The 19,188-nt window shown below is 73.2% G+C and carries 12 protein-coding genes; 7 read left to right on the top strand and 5 right to left on the bottom strand.

Features of this window, described 5'->3' with window-relative positions; all coding sequences use genetic code 11:
* Window positions 1-45: 45 nt before the first annotated feature.
* Window positions 46-2,610 (top strand): ATP-binding protein, encoded by a 2,565-nt coding sequence (locus FRAEUI1C_RS28650; RefSeq protein ID WP_013426867.1) that lies wholly within the window; start codon window positions 46-48, stop codon window positions 2,608-2,610.
* Here FRAEUI1C_RS28650 and FRAEUI1C_RS28645 read toward each other — a convergent pair.
* On the bottom strand, window positions 2,607-4,247 hold the full coding sequence (locus FRAEUI1C_RS28645) for a glycerol-3-phosphate dehydrogenase/oxidase (RefSeq protein ID WP_013426866.1): 1,641 nt from the start codon (window positions 4,245-4,247) through the stop codon (window positions 2,607-2,609). The two genes, FRAEUI1C_RS28650 and FRAEUI1C_RS28645, sit on opposite strands and share 4 nt — an antisense overlap.
* 212 nt (window positions 4,248-4,459) lie before the next feature.
* Here FRAEUI1C_RS28645 and FRAEUI1C_RS28640 point away from each other — a divergent pair, with 212 nt between their 5' ends.
* The 5 genes from FRAEUI1C_RS28640 to FRAEUI1C_RS28625 all read left to right on the top strand — a co-directional run bounded on the left by FRAEUI1C_RS28640 (window position 4,460) and on the right by FRAEUI1C_RS28625 (window position 12,545).
* Window positions 4,460-6,166, top strand: coding sequence for an FAD-binding oxidoreductase (locus tag FRAEUI1C_RS28640; protein WP_013426865.1), 1,707 nt, complete (start codon window positions 4,460-4,462; stop codon window positions 6,164-6,166).
* A gap of 412 nt (window positions 6,167-6,578) precedes the next feature.
* Entirely contained in the window at window positions 6,579-6,737 is a 159-nt protein-coding gene (locus FRAEUI1C_RS40490; protein ID WP_013426864.1) for a hypothetical protein, read from the top strand.
* 78 nt (window positions 6,738-6,815) lie between these two features.
* Complete coding sequence (locus FRAEUI1C_RS28635) at window positions 6,816-7,574, top strand: SDR family NAD(P)-dependent oxidoreductase (protein ID WP_013426863.1); 759 nt, start codon at window positions 6,816-6,818, stop codon at window positions 7,572-7,574.
* Between the two features lie 187 nt (window positions 7,575-7,761).
* Window positions 7,762-9,363: a DUF2993 domain-containing protein gene (locus FRAEUI1C_RS28630; RefSeq protein WP_071587965.1), complete on the top strand. Its 1,602-nt coding sequence runs from the start codon at window positions 7,762-7,764 to the stop codon at window positions 9,361-9,363.
* A 608-nt stretch (window positions 9,364-9,971) separates the two neighbouring features.
* Window positions 9,972-12,545: an ATP-binding cassette domain-containing protein gene (locus FRAEUI1C_RS28625; protein ID WP_013426861.1), complete on the top strand. Its 2,574-nt coding sequence runs from the start codon at window positions 9,972-9,974 to the stop codon at window positions 12,543-12,545.
* A 557-nt stretch (window positions 12,546-13,102) separates the two neighbouring features.
* Here the strand turns inward: FRAEUI1C_RS28625 and FRAEUI1C_RS28620 are convergent.
* Window positions 13,103-14,458 carry a cytochrome P450 gene (locus tag FRAEUI1C_RS28620; RefSeq protein ID WP_013426860.1) on the bottom strand — a complete coding sequence of 452 codons (1,356 nt, stop codon included), beginning with the start codon at window positions 14,456-14,458 and terminating at the stop codon, window positions 13,103-13,105.
* Window positions 14,455-14,928, bottom strand: a complete 474-nt coding sequence (locus tag FRAEUI1C_RS28615) for a 2,4'-dihydroxyacetophenone dioxygenase family protein (protein WP_013426859.1) — start codon at window positions 14,926-14,928, stop codon at window positions 14,455-14,457. The genes FRAEUI1C_RS28620 and FRAEUI1C_RS28615 overlap by 4 nt, the downstream gene beginning before the upstream one ends.
* Before the next feature lie 755 nt (window positions 14,929-15,683).
* Here FRAEUI1C_RS28615 and FRAEUI1C_RS28610 point away from each other — a divergent pair.
* A complete protein-coding gene (locus tag FRAEUI1C_RS28610) occupies window positions 15,684-17,918 on the top strand; it encodes a protein kinase domain-containing protein (RefSeq protein ID WP_013426858.1) in 2,235 nt (744 codons plus the stop codon).
* 80 nt (window positions 17,919-17,998) lie between these two features.
* Here the strand turns inward: FRAEUI1C_RS28610 and FRAEUI1C_RS28605 are convergent, their stop codons facing one another.
* Both FRAEUI1C_RS28605 and FRAEUI1C_RS28600 read right to left on the bottom strand, forming a co-directional pair.
* Window positions 17,999-18,856, bottom strand: a complete 858-nt coding sequence (locus FRAEUI1C_RS28605; protein WP_013426857.1) for an SDR family NAD(P)-dependent oxidoreductase — start codon at window positions 18,854-18,856, stop codon at window positions 17,999-18,001.
* Window positions 18,857-18,869: 13 nt separating this feature from the next.
* Window positions 18,870-19,157: a hypothetical protein gene (locus tag FRAEUI1C_RS28600; protein ID WP_013426856.1), complete on the bottom strand. Its 288-nt coding sequence runs from the start codon at window positions 19,155-19,157 to the stop codon at window positions 18,870-18,872.
* Between the last annotated feature and the right edge of the window lie 31 nt (window positions 19,158-19,188).

The raw sequence follows: 19,188 nt of genomic DNA, 5'->3' as shown, positions 1-19,188 counted from the left end.
ATCCGGGGGTACCCGCCCGCCCGTTCACCGGATGCGCGATCGTAGATGTCCTACGGGACCGCGCAGGCGGCGTATTCGGTGGGGGACTGGATGACGGCCCGGGCCTTGGACGCGTTCGCCTCCGTCATCTTTCGGGGGCTGGCGGTACTGCGCGCGCTGGTCGTGCTGTACGCGGTGGCCTACGTGGCGGTCTGGTGGCACGACTGGTACGGCCCCCATCCCTGGCGGCTGGTCGGCCCGGCGCTCGTGCTCGGCTGGTCCATCGCGTGGGTCGCCGTCGCCGCCCGGCGGGCGCTGCCGCGCTGGATCGTCCTGGCCGACGTCGCGGTCGGCGCGACGATCGGGCTGACCGCGCCCTGGACGGTTCCGGACCCGTCGCTCGGCGACCCGAGCTCCTGGGTCTTCTTCTCCGTCCTGCTCTCCGGCATGGGCGCGGTCTGCGCGTTGCGTACCCGCTGGTCGCTGGCGGTGATGCTCGTCCTCGCGGCCGCGCACGCCGTGCCGGCCTATGACCACCGGCCGCCGATCCTGACGTCGACCGGCCTGTTGCTGTTCATCTGCGTCGCGCTGCGGCAGTCGATCGTGCTGCTGGTGCGGGTGGCGACGCAGGCGGACGCCTGGCTGGAGGCCGTCGGTGCCCGCGCCCGCGCCGAGGCGGTCGCCGCGGCCCGAGCCCGCGCGGACCGGGCGCACGAGCGGTTCCTGCACGACACGGTGCTGAACATGCTGGCCGGCATCGGTCTGGGCGGCGCCGGCCGCGCGTGTCCCCCGGCGGCCGCGCCGGCCGTCGCGGCCCAGCCGGCGCCGGCGCTGGAGGCGGTCCGGTCGCGCTGCCGGCGGATCGTCGACCAGGTGGAGAGCCTGCTGGCCGGCTCCGGCGACGCCGCCGCGGGACCGCAGGCCGACCCGGACGCGAACCTCGACGGGCTGGTCGCCGGCGTCGTCGACGAGGCGCTCGACGACGGGCTGACCGTGGCGTACCGGTTCGTCCGGGTCCAGCGGCCGCGCTGGCGGCGCCCGGCGCGCGGCGGGACCGCCGACTGCCCGAAGACGCTGGCCGAGGAGCCCCTGCCGGTCGACGTCGCCGCCGCGCTCGCCGCCGCGGTCCGCGAGGCGCTGACCAACGTCCGCCGGCACGCCGGCGTCGCGGCCGCCCGGGTCACCGTGGTCCGCTGGCTGGATGGCGTGCGCGTCCGGATCGACGACGCCGGGGTCGGCTTCGACGCGGCCCGCTTCGACGCGGCCCACGTCGACCCGACCCCCGCCGAAGGCGCCGGACCACCGGCCGGCGGGGGCGGCGCGGGTGACGACGCAGGGCGGGCCCGGCTCGGGCTGCGGGGGTCCGTGCACGGGCGGATGGTCGACGTGGGCGGGTGGGCGCGGATCCTCTCGCGGCCGGGCATCGGCACCCGGGTCGAGCTGCACTGGCAGGCCGCGCAGCCGGCGGTCGCCCGGTCGGAGCACGGGGCCGACCTGCGGCGCGACTACGAACAGGCGATCCGCCGCGGCGTCGGCATCGCGGTGCTGACGGGCGTGGCCGTGCTCTCGCTGCCTGCGATCGGCTACCGCGGCCATGCCCGCCTGCCGGCCGGGCCGCTGCATCCGATCGCGCCGGTCGCGTCGTTGCTGCTGTGGGCGGTGGTCGCCGCCGGGGCGCTCAGCACGGTCGTGATCATCAGGCGTCGCCCGCTCGACGGCCGTGAGGCACTGGTGGTGCTCGCCTTCGTCGCCCTGGTCATCCTGACCGGCGCGACGCTGGCCCCCGGCGACGAGGTGATCAGGATCTACGACTGGGCCGGGACGGTGGCCCCGACGGTCCTGCTGCTCCCGATCACCGTCTCCCGGCCGACCCGGCAGTGGGCGCTGGCCGTCGCGGTGATCGTCGGCGTCGAGCTGGCGGTCGGCCTGATGCGGCTGGGTTCGCAGCCGCTGGACGTCGTCCGGCTGCTGGGGCTGCTGTACGGGGTGTCGACGATCCAGCTGCTGGTGACGGTCGCCGGGCCGGTGCTGCGCGCGACCGCGGAGACGACGACGGCCGCGGCCGCGATGGACGCCGAGCTTGGCGCGAGCCAGGACGCCGCCGCCGCGATCCGCCGCGACCGGGCCCGCCGGCTCGCCCGCCTCAACCGGGACGTGCTGCCGCTGCTGCGCTCCGTCGGGGCGGGCGGCGCCGACCCGCGCGAGGAGACCGTCCGCCGGCTGTGCGCGAGTCGGGCGAGGGCGCTGCGCCGGATGCTGTCCGGCGGGGGCGGGCCCGCGGGCCCGCTGACCGAGCTGGAGACCGCGATCGACGCGGCCGAGGCGCGCGGCGCGATGGTGGTGCTCCAGGTCGCCGGGGAGCTGGCCGCCGTCGCCACGGACGTCCGTGAGGAGCTCGTCGACCTGCTCAGCGAGACCCTGCGGGTGGCACCGCCCGGCCGCGTGACGGTGACGCTGCTGTGCGACGGCGGCGAGGGCTTCATCTCCTACCCCGCGGCGCCGGGCGTCGTGGCCGAGGCCGGGCCGGAGCCACGGCTGGCGGCGCTGAGCGCGCTGGTGACCCGCACCGAGCTGGACGAGGACAACACCGTCGTCGAACTACGCTGGCCGGTCAGCGCCACGGCCGCTTAACGAGGCTGTGTGGGTCGGCGGTCGTCCGCGGGTCGCGCGGGTCGCGGCGGCGTGGGCTCCGCCGGGGTGAGGAACCGTTCGGTGAGCTTGATGGCGCGTGGCAGGGCGGCGGCGCGGTCGGCGGCGACGAGCCCGATCCGGGTCCGCCGGTCGAGCAGGTCGTCGACGTCGAGCGCGCCCTCGTGCCGCAGCGCGAACAGCAGCTCGGCTCCGGTGACAGACGTGCCGGCCGCGATCGGTGTCAGCAGGTCCGGGTCGTCGCCGGCCGCGGCGAGCACCGCGGGCGCCTCCGTGCCATACCGCTCGACCAGCCGCCGGGGGGCCGGCACGTCGGCGAGCTGGGCCCGTGGCGCCGCGCCGACCAGCGGCAGCCGGGCCGTCCGGCACGGCCCGGCGGTGAGCTCGCCGTGCGCGACCGCGGTGTCGACCGCGTCCCGCGCCATCCGCCGGTAGGTGGTCAGCTTGCCGCCGACCACGGTGATCACCCCGTCGGGACCGACCCGGACCGCGTGCCGACGCGACAGGTCCGCGCTGCGCGTCGGCGCCCCCGGGTGGGCCGGCGCGTCGAGCAGCGGCCGCAGCCCGGCGAACGCGCCGAGCACGTCGGCCCGGTCCAGCGGAGCGTCCAACGCCGCGGACACGACGCGCAGCAGCGCCTCGATCTCGGCGGCCGTCGGCTGGGGCACGTCCTCGACGCCCTCCGCGGGCACATCGGTCAGCCCCACGTAGACCCGTCCGTCGGCCTGCGGCACGATCGTGACGTAGCTGTTGTGCTCGCCGGGCATCGGCACCGTGACCGCGGCGCGCAGCCCGCCGAAGACATCGGCGGCCAGCACCAGATGGGTGCCCCGGCTGGGCCGTAGCCGGATCTCGGGCGCCAGGGTCGGCGCCCACACCCCGGTCGCGTTGATGACGGTCCGCGCCCGCAGGCCGAACGTCGTGCCAGTGACGGTGTCCTCGACGAGCGCCTCGGTGCCGGTGAGCGTGCGCGCGCGCAGCCGGGTGAGCACCCGCGCCCCGTGGGCCGCCGCGGTGCGGGCCAGCGTGACGACGAGGCGGGCGTCGTCGACGAGCTGGCCGTCCCAGTAGAGCAGGCCGCCGCGCAGACCGGTCTCGCGCAGGGTCGGGGCGTGCTGGCGGGTCTCGACGGCGGTGAGCCGGCGTGGCGGCGGCAGGGTGCTGCTGGGGGTCCGCGCGCCGCGACGCATCAGGTCGGCGACGTGCAGGCCGGCGGTCATCAGCGCGGTCGAGCGCCGGCTGATCTCCGGGGTCAGCGGAATCAGGATCGGCAGCGGGTGGACCAGGTGCCCGGCGGTCCGGCGCAGCAGGACGTCGCGTTCCTGCGCGCTCTCCATGGCCAGTCTCAGGTCACCACTGGCCAGGTACCGCAGTCCGCCGTGCACCAGCTTCGAGCTCCACCGGCTGGTGCCCCAGGCGAGGTCGCGGGCCTCGGCGAGCGCGACGCTGAGCCCTCGGCTGGCCGCGTCCAGGGCCACGCCGGCGCCGGTCACCCCGCCGCCGATCACCAGCAGGTCGACGACCTCACCGGCGGCCAGCCCGGCGAGCTCCCGCTCACGCCGGGCCGCGGACAGCGAGGCCCCCGGGTGAGGTGACACGCCTGCGCCGGCATCGGTCATCAGGTCCCCCTCTGCTGACTGGCGGCCAGGGCGAGCCGGTGCACGTCGGGCACAGCCTCGCGCCCAGCGTGCGTGCTGGGTGCCACCCTCGTCCACCGGACCTTTTCAACGACCGAAAGGCCCCGTTCGGGGCCCGCTGGCCGGTCGAACGTCGGTGAGGCTGGCCACAGCTCGTCGGGGTCATCCGGCGGCCGGAGTGGCACAGTGGTCGGGTGAGCGAGCCGTCGCTGGATGCCCGGGCCCTGGCCGACGCGGAGCCGGTGTGGTGGGGGTGGCGACGGGCGGACGAGCACGCGGAGCTGCCGGCGGCGATACGGGCGCTGTTGGTCGACGGGCTGGGCTTCGGCGAACGGCCGAGCCCGCCGGTCGACCTGGCCGACGTCCGGCTGCCACCGTCGCGGCTGCCCGAGCCGGCGCGCGCCGATCTCGCCGCGGCCATCGGCCCGGAGCACGTCCTGCTCGACCGGGACATCCGGATTCGGCACTGCGGCGGCCGGTCCAGCACGGACCTGCTCGCGCTGCGCGCCGGCGACGCGGCCGCCGCGCCGGACGCCGTGCTCACCCCGGCCGACCATGACCAGGTCGCCGCCGTTCTGGCGGTCTGCGCCGGGCACCGGGTCGCCGTCGTGCCCTACGGGGGCGGTACGTCCGTCGTCGGTGGCCTGGCCCCGCCGCACACCGGCTACGAGGCCGTCGTCGCGCTCGACCTGCGCCGGCTGAACCGCCTGCTGGACGTCGACACCGTCTCGCTGACCGCCACGCTGGAGCCGGGCCTGTCCGGACCGGCGGCCGAGGCGCTGCTCGCTGAGCACGGCCTGACCCTCGGGCACGTCCCCCAGTCGTGGGAGTACGCGACGATCGGCGGGTTCGCCGCGACCCGTTCCAGCGGGCAGGCGTCCAGCGGGTACGGCCGGTTCGACGCGGTCGTGGTCGGGCTGCGGGTGGCCACGCCGATCGGCGGCTGGGAGCTCGGCCGGGCGCCGGCCTCCGCAGCGGGGCCCGACCTGCGCCAGCTCGTGCTCGGCTCGGAGGGTGCCTTCGGCGTGATCACCGCCGTCCGGGTCCGGGTCCGGCCGATCCCGGAGCTCCGGCGGTACGAGAGCTGGCGGGTCGACGACTTCGCGACCGGGCTCGCGGCGCTGCGCGCGCTGGCCCAGCGCGACCTGCTGCCGGCCGTCGCCCGCCTCTCCGACGAGTTCGAGACCGCGGCCGGCGCCGCCAGCCCACCGAGTGCCGCCAGCCCTCCCAGCCCTCCCGGCCCTCCCAGCCCACCCGGCCCTCCCGGTGCCGCCGGCCCACCCAGCCCACCGAGCGCTGCCGACGAGGTGCCGGCCGGCGGGTGTCAGGTCGTGCTCGGCTACGAGGGCACCTCCGAACGGGTGAGCCGGCAGGCCGACGACGTGGCGGCGGTGCTGCGGGCTCACGACGGTCGCCCGCTGGGCTCCGAGGCCGGGTGGGAGTGGGTGCGCGGCCGGTTCAACGGGCCCCGGCTGCGGGACGCGCTCCTGGACGCCGGGATGTTCGCCGAGACGCTGGAGACCGCCACCTTCTGGTCAGGCGTGGACGGCCTCTACGAAGGTGTCCGAGACGCGCTCGCCAAGTCCTACGCCGCGGCCGGGGTGCCGGCGGTGGTGCTGTGCCACGTCTCGCACCTCTACCCGACCGGCGCCTCGCTGTACTTCACGGTCGTCGCGGGCCACAGCGAGGACCGGGCCGCGCTCTGGGCGGTGGCGAAGGCGGCGGCGAGCGACGCGATCGTGGCGGCCGGCGGGACGATCACCCACCACCACGCCGTCGGCACCGACCACCGGCCGTGGCTCGGCGCGGAGATCGGCGACGTGGGCGTCACCGTGCTGCGCGCCGTCAAGCGGGCCCTCGACCCGACCGGCATCCTGAACCCCGGCGTCCTGATCCCGTAAGCACTCCGCGCCCGGAGGCACAGTCCGTACCCGGAGGTACTCCACATCGAAACGGCACTCCCCGCCGAGCTCGGCCACCCGGCGATCTAGCGCCTCGGTGTAGATGATCGCCGGTTTCGCCCTCGGGTGGTCGTGAATCGAGCCTGGTCGCAACCATTCGAGGGCCACACTCGCGATCATGATCAGGGGGTGGAGCGGGGGCCGCCGGAGGGCCCAGGCGGCGATCACCGGCCGGCGAGTTCGGCGATGATCAGGCCGGGAGGCGGCCGCGGGCACCCTGGGTGCGGCGTCGCGCGCCCAGGATCGATACGCTGAACAGGTCGCCTACGACATCCAGTAGAACTGGGCTGGCCCGCCCGGGCGGCAGGTCTTCGATCTTCCCCCCATGCGGTGGGGGCTGGAGGGATTCGCAGTGGTCATTGGTGCCGTGGTGATCTTCGCGCTGTTGATGCTGATCCCGCCGCTGATCGTCTTCCCGCCGATCGTGTACTACTACCGGAAGTGCGCGCCGCTGCGGGCCCAGGCCGAGCTCGACCGCACCCGCCGCGCGCGCGAGCTCGCCCGCCGCTGACGCGGCCCGCCGGCTCCCGCACCCATTCGAACGCGTTTTCGGTAACCCGGCAGCGCGCCGGCCGGTAGGCAGGCCAAGATGGGCGCTATGCCACCGGAACCGCCGTCACCGGCCGGCCCGGAGCCCGAGTCACCGCGGCCCCCGGCGAGCCGTGGTCTGGTGCTCGTCGGGCCCGGGTCCGCGTTCGGTGCCGAGCTGCTGATCCGGTTCGGGCTGGAGGGCTTCCGGCTCGGCGTCGTGGCCCGGTCGACGGACACCCTCGGCCGGCTGACCGAGGAGCTGGCCAGCGCCGGGCTGACGATGCGCGGCGCCGTCGCCGACGTCACCGACGCCGCCGGCTTCGCGACGACCCTCGCGGGCCTCGCCGCGGACCTCGGCGGCCTGACGGTGCTGGTCTACAACGCGAAGCTGTCCATCCGCGGCAGCGCGTTCTCCGTGCCGGCCGACGCCCTGAACCAGACGCTCGCCGTGAACGTGACCGGCGCGCTCACCGCCGTGCAGGCGGCCACGCCGCTGCTGGTGGACCGGGTGGGCGCGACGATCCTGGTCACGGTCGCGGGGAACCGTACCGAGCCGGCCGGTGGGCGGTTCGCGCTCGCCGCGGGCAAGGCCGGGCTGGCCGCGCTCGCCGGCGCCGTCGGCCCGACGCTCGCCGACCAGGGCATCCGGATGCGGACGGTGGTGCTCGACGGCCGGGTCGGCCCGGCCGGCCCGCTGCGCCCGGCCGCGGTCGCGGACCATTTCTGGCAGGCCTACGCGGCGCCCCGCGGCGCCGTCTTCCGGCTGGCACCCGCCGGCCCGCGCCGCCCCGCCGCGACGCTTCCGCTGGAGGTCTGACGCTTGCGCCGCCGTCGGCGGGGCGGCCCGGGGAAACGTCGGAAAGCGGACAGCGGATCGCGGTGGGCGATCGGACCCTCGACGCTCCCAAGAGGTGCTGGACGTGCGACCATCCGGTGGATGAGCCGACGGGGTGGGGACGTCCTCGCGCGCGTGGGTCGGCGTGCCCCTGATGGGAGATGACCCCGTGAACAACCCAGCAGACGACGACGGGTACGAGCCGGGCGAGGCGACCAGTGTCCGGCGCCCGCGGCCCGGTGAGCCCGCGCGCCCGACGCCGGCGCGCCCGGGTGCGCCGAGCGCGCCGCCGCCGCCCGCTGACTCGTTCCGCCCGGCTGGCCCGCCCCCGCCGGTCGACTGGTTCAAGCCCGCGCCCGGCCGGGACGGGAAGTCCGGCGGATCGGCCGGCCGTGGTGCCCCCGCGGGCTCCGGCGGTGGCGAGCAGACCTCCCGCCCGCGCCGCGACGCGGGCCCGGGCCGGGCCGGCTACACCTCGCAGCCAGGCATCCCGGCCGAGCGATACCCGACCCCGCGCCCCGGCGAGTTCCCGCCGCCGGTCCCGCCGACCCGCCGATCGTCCCCGCCGGCGACGTCCCGGTCCGACCGGTCTGGCGGTGCCGACCGGTCCGGCGGCAGATCCGGGCAGGACCGGCCAGCCGCGCGGTTCGACCGCCCGGGCTCCGACTCCGGGACGCCGCCGGCCCGGCCCGGCGAGTCGACCGAGTACCTCGGCTACGGCGCCCGCGGCAACCGGCCGGCCGAGACCACCGAGTACACATACGGCCAGCCGTCCGGCGGCAAGGACCTCGGCGGCCGAGGCGGTCCGGACCCGGTCACGGCGGCCTGGTCCGCCGACGGCTCCGACGGCTGGGCCGCTGGGGGCCAGGCGCGGGACGGCTACGCGCAGGCCGGCCCGGGCACCGGTGGCACGCCGGTCGGGCCCTCGACCGGCGGCGTCGCGCTCGGTGACCAGCCACCGCCGAAGCGGCGGCGCAGGCGCGGCCGCAAGATCGCGCTGATCGTCGTGCTGGTGCTGTTGGTCCTGGCGATCCCGGTGGACCGGCTGGCCGCGCACGTCGCCGTCGGCCAGATGCGCAAGCAGGTCGACACCGCCGTCGCCGCGAACCTCAAGCCGGGCCAGCAGCCGCCGATCATCCGCAAGGTCAGCATCGGCGGGTTCCCGTTCCTCACCCAGGTGCTGTTCGGCAAGTTCAAGGACATCGGCGTCTCCCTGGAGGACATCCCGACGACGCCGGACGGCCCGAAGATCGCCGCGGTGGACGCGCATCTGCGGGGCGTGCACGTGCCGTTCACCGACGCGATCTCGAACAAGGTCGGCAAGGTCCCGGTCGACAACGTCGCGGCGACGGTCATGATCAACTATGACGATCTCAACAAGTTCCTGGACACCGACAAGACCTTCCACCTGCGCCTGACGCCGGTCGACGGCGGCAAGCAGGTGAAGGTCACCGGCAAGACCACCCTGGACGTGCCCGTGATCGGCAGCCTGCTCGGCGGCCAGAGCGGCACCTTCAGCGGCACCGGGGCCTTCAACGTCCAGAACAACAAGCTGTTCATCAACCCGACCGGCCTGTCGTTCGACGTCGGCGGGATCGGCGCCAATGTCCCGATTCCGAAGCAGCTCGGCGCCGCGATCCCGATCCCGCTGCCGGACAACCTGCCGTTCAGCCTGACGATCGTCAGCGCCGGATCGACGGCGACGGGCCTCTCGGTGAGCGCGACCGCCAAGAACGTCGTCCTGCCCGCCGCACCCGCGGCGAAGAAGTAGCGCCTCAGGTGCCGTGACCTCGGTCGGTTGCCCGACAGGGCAGCAGGTTCGGGGTCACCGAAGAGGATGCTCGAACCCGTCCGGCCCGGCTGAGTACGGCCGGGATCGGTACCTTCGTCGCGACGGGGTGGTGGCGCGTCCGCGCTGCCGTCCCTGCCTGGTCGTCTCCGAAGCGGAGCGGGAGTCTGGATGGTTGAGGGTGGTGCCGTGGACACGGCGACGGGGCGAACCCGAGGCGCCGTGAACCTTACGGTACGTGCTCGGTTATGGCCCGTGCGTACGGGCGGGGCCGGACACGCTGAGAAACCGGAGGCTGGTGAGCTCCCGGGCCGTCGACGCCGTCACCCGGCCGGTTCGCAGCGGGCCACGCGACGCTACGATCCGGACATCCCGCAAGATCGGTCGTTTCGGGACCCGGGCAGTTCGAGAGACTGTCGCAGTTCGAGAGACGAGGTTGGTTCGGTAGTGACACCGCGGCACTACACGTTCCGCGCTTCGGGAGCGTCCCGGGGCGGGAGCGTATCGGTCCTGGCAGGACCGGTGGCAGTCGGACAGTGCGAGTTTGGCGGGGCAGTCCGGCCAGCGTCCCGTCCTGAAGGGGGAAACACGTGCCTACGGCCGTTCTGAAGATAAGCAGCGAGGCCGGCCAGGTGATCGTGCCCACGGGACAACCGCGGTTCATCATCGGCCGAGCCCGCAACGCAGACTATGTGATCGCGGACAGCCGGGTCTCCCGGCAGCATCTGATGATCGAGGAGACCGACTACGGCTGGGCCGTCCGGGACGTCAGTTCGAACGGCACCTGGTTCGACGGCAGCCGGATGCTGAACACCGTCGAGGTCCGGGGTGAGACCCGGTTCCGGCTGGGCACGCCCACCGGCCCCGAGGTCATCATCCTCGACGAGCTTCCGTCGCAGCGGTCCCCGTACGACGACCCGTACAGCGGGGACGCCGACATGCAGACCATGCTGCCCAACCAGACCGGGTACAGCCCGCCGCGCACGTCGAACCGGCCCACCCGCCCGACGCGCCGCGAGGACCACGACGCCGGCCGCCGTGGCACCTACAACGGCCAGCCCGCCGCGAGTCCCGCCGCCGACCCGGCCGAGGTCAGCGGCCACACCCGGCTGGACCGCGAGCACGAGCGCAGCAACACCTACCCGCTGCGCCAGGGGACGATGACGATCGGTCGCGCCCGCGACAACGACGTCGTCATCACCGACCTGCTCGCGTCCCGCCATCACGCCTCGCTGACCGTCCGCGGCCCGAACGTCGACCTCATCGACATGGACTCCGCGAACGGCACGTTCCACAACGGCCGCCGGATCCAGCGCGCGCAGGTCAAGCAGGGCGACGTCATCGCCGTCGGCCACCACGTCTTCCAGCTCGAGGGCAACCTGCTCGTCGAGTACGTCGACTCCGGTGACGTCAGCTTCGAGGCCGAGCACCTCAACGTGTGGGCCGGCGAGAAGCAGCTCATGCACGACATGACCTTCCGGCTGCCCGGCCGGGCGCTGCTCGGCGTCGTCGGCCCCTCGGGCGCCGGCAAGTCGACGCTGCTCAACGCGCTGACCGGCTTCCGGCCGGCCGACCAGGGCACGGTCCGGTACGCGGGCCGAGACCTCTACACCGAGTACGACGAGCTTCGCCGCCGCATCGGCTACGTGCCGCAGGACGACATCCTGCACACCACGCTGACCGTGCGGAAGGCGCTCGAGTTCGGCGCGGAGCTGCGGTTCCCGCCGGACGTGACCTCGGCCGAGCGCAGCGCCCGGGTGGACGAGGTGCTCCAGGAGCTGAACCTCACCAGCCACGCGAACACGGTCGTCTCGCGGCTGTCCGGCGGACAGCGCAAGCGGACCTCGGTGGCGCTGGAGCTGCTGACCCGCCCGACCCTGCTCTACTTGGACGAGCCGACGTCCGGTCTCGACCCGGGCATGGACCTGCAGGTCATGCAGTCGCTGCGCAAGCTCGCCGACGACGGCCGCACCGTCGTCGTCGTCACCCACTCGGTGGCGCAGCTCGACCTGTGTGACTACATCCTGGTGCTCGCGCCGGGTGGTTACGTCGCCTACTTCGGCCCGCCGCAGGACGCGCTGCCGTTCTTCGGCGCGGACGGCTACCCGTGGGTCTTCCTCAACCTGCAGGAGAACCCGGGCTCCGAGTCCGCGGCCCGGTTCCGCCAGTCGCGGCACTACGTGCCCGCCTCGGTCACCGCGCCGTCGGCCAGGCCCGCGCCGGAGGAGCTGCCGAGCATCCGGCAACAGTCGGTGTTCTCCCAGCTGTTCACCCTGACAAGACGAACGTTCGCGGTCATCGCCTCCGACAAGGGCTATCTACGGCTGGCCATCGCGTTCCCGTTCGTGCTCGGCGTGATCCCGCGGGCGATCGGCGGAAACTTCGTCGACACCCACGACAAGTTCACGCCTAACTCCGATGCACCGACGATCTTCCTGATCATGGTTCTGTGTGCCTGCTTCATGGGCATGTCGAACTCGGTCAGAGAGATCGTCAAGGAACGGGCGATCTATCAACGAGAACGGGCGATCGGCCTGTCGAGAGCCGCCTACGTGGGCTCGAAGGTTCTCGTTCTGATCATCATCACGATCCTGCAGTCGATCCCGTTCACGGTCATCGGCCTGATCGGTCGGCAGCCACCGAGCCACCTGGCGCTTGGTAACACGCTGCTGGAATGTCTGCTCGCGGTGTTCGTCGTCGGCTTCGCCTCCGGCATGGTCGGCCTCGTGATCTCGGCGATGGTGGACAACGCCGACAAGACGATGCCGCTGCTGGTCATCGTCACGATGATCCAGCTGGTGTTCTCCGCGGGCATCGTGCCGATCGCCGGCAAGGTCGGCCTCGAGCAGGTCGCCGTCGTCTCGCCGGCCCGGTGGGGCTACGCGGCGATGGCCGCCGACGCCGACTTCAACGCGATCACCCGGGCGGGCGTCCAACGGCCGGCCACCTCGAACGGTCAGGTAGTGCCGGGCAAGTTCGTGCCGGTCAACCCGCGTGCGCCAATCAAGGACACGCTGTTCCAGCACACGAACAAGCAGTACGCGACCGACGTCGCCGCCGGGCTGGTCGTCAGCCTCGCGTACATCGGCATCACGTCGCTGCTGCTACGCAGGCTCGATCCGAAGACGGGCAAGAAACGCAAGGCGGCACCGTCTACGACCTGACCCGGATCTTCCGCTCCGCGACCGCCGGCGGCGGGTGGCCCTCCCCACGGAGGGCTTACCCGCCGCCGTCGGCGTTCTAGTGCCGCTCCCGACAAGGTCGGCCCGCCCCGCGCCTTGATCATGATCGCGAGTTTGGCCCTCAGATGGTTGTGGCCAGGCCCGATTCACGACCACCCGAGGGCGAAAACGGCGATCATCGCGCCGAGCTGACCTCCGCGGACACAGCGCTGGGTTGGGGCCAGGGCCTTGGGCGGTCGCCGGGTGCGCCCTCCGCCGGCCGTGTGACGACCCTGTTCGCGACGGCCTAAGGCCGCCCCCCCCGGGGGTCCTCCACGCCGAATCGATACCAAACTGGCGATCAACGGCGGCCCGCGGAGCTCGCGGGGATGATGATCGCCGACTTGGTATCGAATTTGTTCTTCTAGGCCCGGTATGCCTCATTTATCCATACGCGGTTCGCGATCATGCTGGTTCTGGCGGCCGAAAGCTGCCGAAGATCGCCAGTTGGGTATGGGGACTGGCATCGCCGAGCGAGATGAAGATCGACGGAGCAGGCCCTAGGCCGGGGTCAGCCGGACCGGGAGCGACTTGAAGGCGTTGTTCAGGTTGGAGCGGACCCGCACTGCCGCACCGGCCCGCTCGATGTCGCGGAAGGCGGTGAGCAGCTCCTCGAAGAACACTCGGCCCTCCAACCGGGCCAGATGGGCGCCGAGGCAGAAATGCTCACCCTTGCCGAAGGAGAGATGGCGATTGGGGGAGCGTCGGATGTCGAAGGAGTCCGGGTCGTCGAAGACGGACTCGTCCCGGTTCGCCGCCGTGAAATAGGTGGCCAACCGGTCGCCGGCGCGGATCTGGCGGCCGGCGAGCTCGGTGTCGGCGAGGGCGGTGCGACGGAAGTAGTGCAGCGGGTTCGCCCATCGCAGGATCTCCTCGACCGCCCCGGGAATGAGCGCCGGGTCCGTGCGCAGCGCCGCCAGCTGGTCCGGGTGGTCCAGCAGGGCGCTCAACCCGGCGGACAGCATCGTCTGGGTCGTGTCGTTGCCGGCGGTGACCAGCTGGACGAAGAAACTGCCGTAGTCGAGGTCGGACATGGTCCTGCCGCCGAAGTCGCCGGCCAGCAGCAGGGTGGTCAGGTCCTCGCGCGGCGGCTCGCCGCGCCGCCGCGCGGCGAAGGCGGCCGCGTACAGCGCCATCTCCACCGTCGGCGGCACCGGTTCTGGCGCCGTTGGTTCTGACGGCGTTGGTTCTGACGGCGTTGGTGCCGGCGCCGCCGGTTCTGGCGCCGCCGGGGCGGCGCTCTCGCCGGCCGTGGCGCCGGTGGCCGTGGCGCCGTAGTCGTCGTCCTGGCCGCGGTTGAGGAGCTGGGCGAGGCCGTGGACGTAGTCCCAGTCCGCGGGAGGCAGGCCCATCAGCTCACCGACCACGCGGGTCGGCAGCTGGCCGGCGACCTTGCCGACGAACTCGACCGTGCCGGCGGCGGCCCCGCGCTCCGCGGCCTCACTCATGATCGCCCGGGTGGCGGCGCGGACCCGATCCTCCAGCAGGGCGATCGCGCGGTGGGTGAACCGGTGCGCGAGGGGCCGGCGGTAGTCGCGATGACGCGGCGGGTCCATCGCCAGCAGCATGTTCCGCATCTGGGCAAGCCGGTCGGCCGGCAGGTCGTCGATCACGACCCCGCCGCGCTCGGAGGAGAACAGCTCAGGCGCGCACAGGACCGCCTCGACCGCGGCGTAGCCGAGCACCGCCCAGTAGCCCGGTGCCGCCGGCCCGGCCGCGACCGGCTGCCAGTGGATCGGGGCCGCCCGCCGCAACGCGGCGAACGTGGCGTGCGGCGGGCCGGCGGCGTAGCTGTCCGGGTCGTAGAGGTCGACGGCGTCGCCCGTCGTCGCGGTGCCGAGCTCGGCCGTGGTCATCCGACGAGGACGTTCGGCCGGCCGAAGCCCTGCGCCTGGCAGAGCGCGAGGTACGCGTCGAGCGCCGCCGCGCCGTCGGTGACCGACTCGATCCGCCCGTCGACGGTCAGGTTCAGGTTCGCGCCGTACATCTGGAACCAGACCCGGGTGTCGTCCTCGACGCAGTGCAGGGTGTGCACGGAGCCGGCGGGCTCGTGGAGGTACGAGCCGGCGCGGTTCACGTAGTCGTACTCCTTGTACTTCCACGCACCGGCGACCGTGTAGCCGAAAACCGGGCCGGTGTGCCGGTGGGTCGCCACCTCGTAGCCGGCCTGGAAGATGTTCTCCACGATCCACAGGCCCTCGGCCGCGCGGACGTGAATCACCTTGAGCTTGTTCCCGCCGCCGATCTCGACGAAGGGTAAGTCGTCGGCGCCGATGTGTGTCGCCAGAGGCGTGTTCCGGCTAGAGGTGTTCTGGCTGTCCAGCATGCGCGGACGGTACGGTCGACCTGACGGGTCGTCAAGAGACCGTCCACGGGCTACGGCCGGGTGGCGACGCGACCTGGGCGGTTCGGTTTCCGTGTACCGCGTGAACACGTATTGTTCGCTGCGGGCGGGTGAAAGCGGCTGAGGCAGCCGGTGCGTGCCGGGGCTGGCGGTGCGGCGCGCCACGTGGCCGCAGGGGCGCAGCCCGCGGGCCCGTTCGAGGATCGTTCGAACAATCTCGCCGAATGTCGTATAGATACGGTTTCTTCGCCGCGGTCGCGGGGTGAGATGCGTATGGCTGGACCGCCACCCAGAACCGGCACGCGGGGGGCGTCAGTTCGGGCAGGCGGCAGGCGGTCCAGCCACCCACTTCACACCGCCCGCCCACGGCCGGCCCGGCCGTGGCAGGCCGGTGGGCCGCCCGTCAGAGCCGCGGATGACGCGACGGGCCCGCGCTGTCAGCCGGCTGACCAGCCCTTCTGCGACGCCACAAGAACGTGCCCGCACGCGCCACTTCACGGCACGCGGCACCGAAAGCCTTCGTGCGTGCGGGTGATGGGCCGAACTGCCACCCCGCTTGTCCGGCCGGCGGCCCGCGTTGCGCCTCAGCGTCCCGAGGTGTCGCGCCGCCGACCCCTGCCGCTTCGATTCCGAGGCATTCCTGGAATTCGGCAGACGGTAGCATTCTGCCCGCATGGGATCGTCATTCGGGACCGTCGCGTGTCCTGCGTCGGGTGGGGAAGAGCAGAGGTGGGGCAGTGACGTCGTCAGAGGCGAATGTCAGCGGCCGCGCGACGCCGTTGGGTGAGAACGACCCGCGGACGCTCGGCGCGTACACGCTGCTGGGCAAGCTCGGGCAGGGCGGGATGGGCACGGTCTACCTGGGCCGGTCCGAGCTGGGGCGGCTCGTGGCCATCAAGGTGGTCCGCGCCGACGTCGCCGACGACCCGCAGTTCCGCAGCCGGTTCCGCCAGGAGGCGGCGACGGCGCGCCGGGTCGCCCGGGTGTGCACGGCGGAGGTGCTGGACTTCGATCCGGACGCGGTGCAGCCGTACCTGGTCACCGAGTTCATCGAGGGCCCGACGCTGTCCAGCTTCGTCTCCAAGGGCGGCCCGCTGATGGCGGCCAACCTGGAGCAGCTCGCCGTCGGCGTGGCCGCCGCGCTGCGCGCCATCCACGCGGCCGGCATCGTGCACCGCGACCTCAAGCCGTCGAACGTCGTGCTCTCCGCCTTCGGCCCGCGGGTCATCGACTTCGGCATCGCCCGGGCGCTGGACTCCGCGACCAACCTCACCGGCGACCTTCAGCAGCTCGGCACGCCCGCCTTCATGTCCCCCGAGCAGATCCGTGGCGACGCGATCACCTCGAAGGCGGACATCTGGGCCTGGGGCGGCCTGGTGACCTACGCGGCGACCGGCCAGTACCCGTTCGGCACCGGCAGCGCCCAAGCGCTGCTCTACCGGGCGATGAACGAGGAGCCGCAGCTCGACGGCGTCGACCCGGCGCTGCGGCCGATCGTCTGGGACGCGATGCGCAAGAGCCCGGCCAACCGGCCGACCGCCAGCCAGCTGATGGACCGGCTTCTCGGCGACGAGGCGGGTGACACGGTGAACCAGGAAGAAGCGGTCACCAACGTGCTCGCGGACTGGAATGTGCCTTCTCCGGGCGCCGGCGGTCCTCCTTCCGGCCCCGCGACCGTCGGCGGCCCGGCCGGCATGGCCACCCTCGCCTCGACCAGGCCGGGCGGCACGGCCGACCAGGACTACGTCTCGACCCAGCTGGCCACCCAGCGCGTGACCCCGCCCCCGGCCGGTCCCGGCCACGGTCAGCCGGGGCACGCGCAGCCGCCCGGCGCCGCCCCGAAGAAGAGCCGGACGCCGATGATCCTCGGGATCGCGGCGGCGGTGGTGGTCATCGCGGTGCTGGCCGCGGTGATCCCGATGGTGCTGAAGAGTGACTCCAAGAACACCCCGAGCGCGACCATCGCCACCGGCACGGCCGGCGCCGCGCCGGCCGTGTTCGCGCTGCCGAAGGCGGCCGCCGGGCTGGGCGACGACACCCTCGTCCTCAGCCGGAACGAGCAGGCGCCGGGCGGTGGGAAGTACAGCCTCGTCACCGCGGCGGTCCCGAACCCCAACAGCGCCGACGCCTCGCTGCCGAAGATCTCCAAGTTCAAGACGATCTTCAGCGACAAGACCCAGAACCTGCAGTTCCCGGTGATCAGCCCGGACCGCAAGACGATCGTCTATGTCGACAACTCCACCGGCAGCACGACGCTGTGGGCGATCGCCTCCGACGGTTCCGGGAAGCCGGTCCAGCTGCTCACCACCGGGCAGGGCGCGAACCTGTCGCCGGCCGCCGACGGGCGCCCGTCGCTGTCGCCGGACGGCAAGTTCCTGGTGCTGCGCTCGACGACGGACCAGACCGGCCAGCCCAATCCGGGCCTGTACATCAGCTCGATCGACGGCAAGACGGTCCGTCGGCTGGACACCCAGCCGGAGGCGTCCGACCCGTCCTGGTCGCCGGACGGCGAGCGGATCGCCTACTGGTCGAACACCGTCGCGGGTGGCGGCGGCGGCTTCCTGGTGCTCATCTCGACGATCCCCGGCCAGGCCGCCGTGCCGTTCAACAAGGACGAGTTCATCTCGGAGGGCGACAAGCCCAACCTCGACTCCGAGCCGACCTGGTCGCCCGACGGCAAGTACCTCGCGTTCGTCCGTCAGATCGCGAGCAACCCCAACGACCAGCAGATCGCGATCGTGAACGTGAACACCAAGCACGTCACCGCGGTCACCGGCGAGAAGAGCACCCAGGACGGCCCGAGCTGGTCGGCGTCCGGAAGTGATCTCCTGCTCTTCACCGCCAACCGGGACCCCAGCCACCCGGACGACCGGCAGCTGTTCATGACCGACCAGCGGAACCTCGACGCCGCCGACCGCCAGCTCACCGATGGCCGCGGCGACTTCGCGTTCCCCCGGTGGTCCGCGCTCTGATCGGTCCTTCTCTTACGCCGGTGGCCGGCCCGGGGCGCGCGACACGCCCCGGCCGGCCACCGGCGTCTTACGGGCCGGTTCTAGCCCAGGCCGTAGCGGCGCATCATGAGGCGTTCGACGGCCCGGTTCGACAACAGGCGGCGGGCCTGGAGAAGGTAGGGCTCGGTCCTGCCGACCGCCTGGATAGGGGCCGGGTCGGGGTCGCGGGCGACGGCGAGAATGCGGGCGGCGACGTCGGCCGGATCGCCGGCCAGGTCGTCCCCCTTGGCCGTGGCCTTCTGCACGGACGCGAACCCGGCCGCGTACGGAGAGCCCGGCCCTGGCCCGCCGCCCTTTCGGTTCATCCGTACGCCGGTCCTGTAGTAGGCCGGCTCCACCAGGCACATCCGAATGCCGAGCGGGCCGAGCTCCTGGCGGGCCGCCAGTGTGAAACCCCGCAGCGCCGCCTTCGACGCGACGTAGGCCGACCGGTAGCCGACCGGGAACTCCGCCAGCAGCGAGCCGACGTTCACGACGTGGCCGCGCCCCCGGGCCCGCATCGCCGGCAGGAATCGCTGAGTGAGCGCGACCGTCCCGACGACGTTCACCGCGAACACGTGGGTGAGCGTGTCGGCGTCGGTCTCCTCGAAGGAACCGACCCAGCTTTCGCCGGCATTGTTGACGAGCAGGTCGATCGTGCCCGCGAGCCGGTCCAGAGCCGCCGCGGCCGCGGCCTCGATACTCGACGGGTCGCCCAGCTCAAGGCTGACGTAGTGGACGCCGTCGACCGGGTCGGCGAGCGAATTCGGATCCCGGCAGGTGCCCACGACCCGGTAACCGGCGACGCTCAGCGCGATCGCCGTCGCCCGGCCAATCCCGCTGGACGCCCCGGTCACCAGCGCGCCGGGCGCGACCGCGTTGGTGGCGGCGGCACCCGGCGTCTCACTGGTCTTCGTCATCTCGACCCGAACGCTAGCCACGAAGACGCTTGCGCACCACCCGGAACAGCAGGTACAGCACGACGAGGATCGCCAGCACGACGATGAGCCCGATGGCGACGTGACCACCATTCCGGTGGTGCTTCTTGGCCGCCGCCAGCGGCGTCGCGGCCGAGGCGGCGCTCGCCGGCACCAACGCCAACGCACCCGCCGCCGCCACGACGTACCAGGCCCTGGCGGCGAACCTCGCGATGCCACCCGCCGGCCGGCTGCTCACGAGGCGCCCACCGGCGAGGCGAGAAAGCCAAGGGTCCCTGCTCATCGCCACTCCAGCGCGCTCGTGTTCCGTACCC

Origin of the sequence: Pseudofrankia inefficax (genome assembly GCF_000166135.1) — a bacterium.
Taxonomy (GTDB): Bacteria; Actinomycetota; Actinomycetes; order Frankiales; family Frankiaceae; genus Pseudofrankia; species Pseudofrankia inefficax.
Note: the sequence above shows the minus strand (reverse complement) of the source record. Positions and strands in the feature narration are given on the sequence as shown.